This is a genomic window from Lysinibacillus sp. BF-4 (assembly GCF_000743635.1).
Taxonomy (GTDB): Bacteria; Bacillota; Bacilli; order Bacillales_A; family Planococcaceae; genus Metalysinibacillus; species Metalysinibacillus saudimassiliensis.
Map to the genome: position 1 here is coordinate 1 of NZ_JPUW01000085.1, position 1656 is coordinate 1656.

General features: G+C 35.2%; 2 protein-coding genes. Both read right to left on the reverse strand.

Going from position 1 to position 1656, the window contains the following annotated elements:
- Positions 1-53 precede the first annotated feature (53 nt).
- Positions 54-1142 carry an RNA-guided endonuclease TnpB family protein gene (locus tag CH76_RS13205; protein WP_036147321.1) on the reverse strand — a complete coding sequence of 363 codons (1089 nt, stop codon included), beginning with the start codon at positions 1140-1142 and terminating at the stop codon, positions 54-56.
- Between the two features lie 4 nt (positions 1143-1146).
- Entirely contained in the window at positions 1147-1560 is a 414-nt protein-coding gene (gene tnpA / locus CH76_RS13210; protein WP_036147324.1) for an IS200/IS605 family transposase, read from the reverse strand.
- Between the last annotated feature and the right edge of the window lie 96 nt (positions 1561-1656).

The window sequence follows — 1656 nt, forward strand, 5'->3', positions numbered from 1 at the left end:
GTAACCCCTTGCTCTCCACGAAGGCGTGTTCCACACCTATGGTTTGTGAATTTTCAGGCTATCTTTTGTAGCCCTAATTTTAAAATATTCTTCGCTGCATTGACATCACGATGTTCTTGATAGCCACACTTGCAGCGATGCTTTCTTTCAGCTAACGTTTTCTTGACGAGTTGACCACAGTTTGAGCAGACTTGACTTGTATTATATGGATTGACTTCTATCACTTGCTTACCAGCATTTTCAGCTTTGTAAGTCGTGATTTGAATCAGTTGTCTCCATGCACTATCGACAATACTTTTAGCTAACTTGTGGTTTTTGACCATACCTTGTATATTCAAGTCCTCAAAGACAATCACATCATAGCCGTTTACTAATTGTCTTGATATTTTATGAGCTGTGTCTTTTCGTTGATTAGCAATATGTTCGTGACATTTCGCTAATAGATGAACGGCTTTTTTTCGACGGTTTGAGCCCTTTTTCTTTTTTGAAACAGAGCGTTGGCGTCTTTTTAACCTTCTTTCTGATTTTCTCAAATGTTTTGGGTTGTCAAAAAATTGCCCATCGGATGTAATCGCCAAATGGGTGATACCCATATCGACACCAACTACTTGATTGGTTTTAAAAGATTTCTTTGTCTCTACTTCACAAGAGAAACAGGCATAAAATTGTCCGTTTTTATGCACAATGGCACAGGTTTTGATGTTCCCTTGAATTTGTCGGTGTTGTTTGATACGCACCTCGCCAATCTTGGATAAATAGAGGTATTTCTTTTTTAATTGAAAACCACTTTGTGTATAGGTAAAAGAGTGGAATCGATTCTTTCCTTGGAATCGAGGAAACCCTGCTTTGCCACCTTTCGCCAACCGTTTAAAAAAGGCTTGATAAGCTTTGTCTAATCGTTCCAATACATTTTGTAATACTTGGGAATGCACTGTTTTAAAGATAGGCAACTCTTTTTTTAGTAGTGGTAACTCTTTCTTTTGGGTATAGAAAGAAATACTTTTCTTTTGTTGTTTGTATGTTTGAATCCGTTGTTCCAAACATGTGTTATAGAGCCAGCGACAAAGGTGTAAGGTTTCTACTATTTTTTTCTGTTGTTCAGATGTTGGCTCTAATTTAAATTTATAGGTAATCATTGCCATATCTTTAACCTCCTTTCTGTTGTTTTTGAATGTATTGACGAATCACTTCTTCTGATATGGAACCAATCGTTTCGATATAAAAACTACTGTTCCATAAATGACCTTTCCAGCATTTTCGTTTTAATTCAGGAAACTCGATGAATAATTTGCGAGCTGTAATTCCTTTTAACATTTTTACAATGTAGGAAGGGGCAATTTTAGGGTGTGCCGATACGAAAACATGTACATGGTCTTGTTCTCCTACTTCAAATTCACGTATAATAAATTCTTTATCTTTCGCAATCTCACTACATATTTCCTTTAAACGTTTTTCTATCCTTTCATTCAATAGTTTATGTCGGTATTTTACTGACCAAACGAAGTGATAATTTACATTGTATACACATGTTCTTGCATGAATAAGGTTGTCTTTTGTCATACATATAGTATAGCAAAGTTGATAAAAAATTCAATTACAATAAGGATTTATAGCTATACATATAGTACTGAAAAGTCAAAAAAGATACGCCATTCA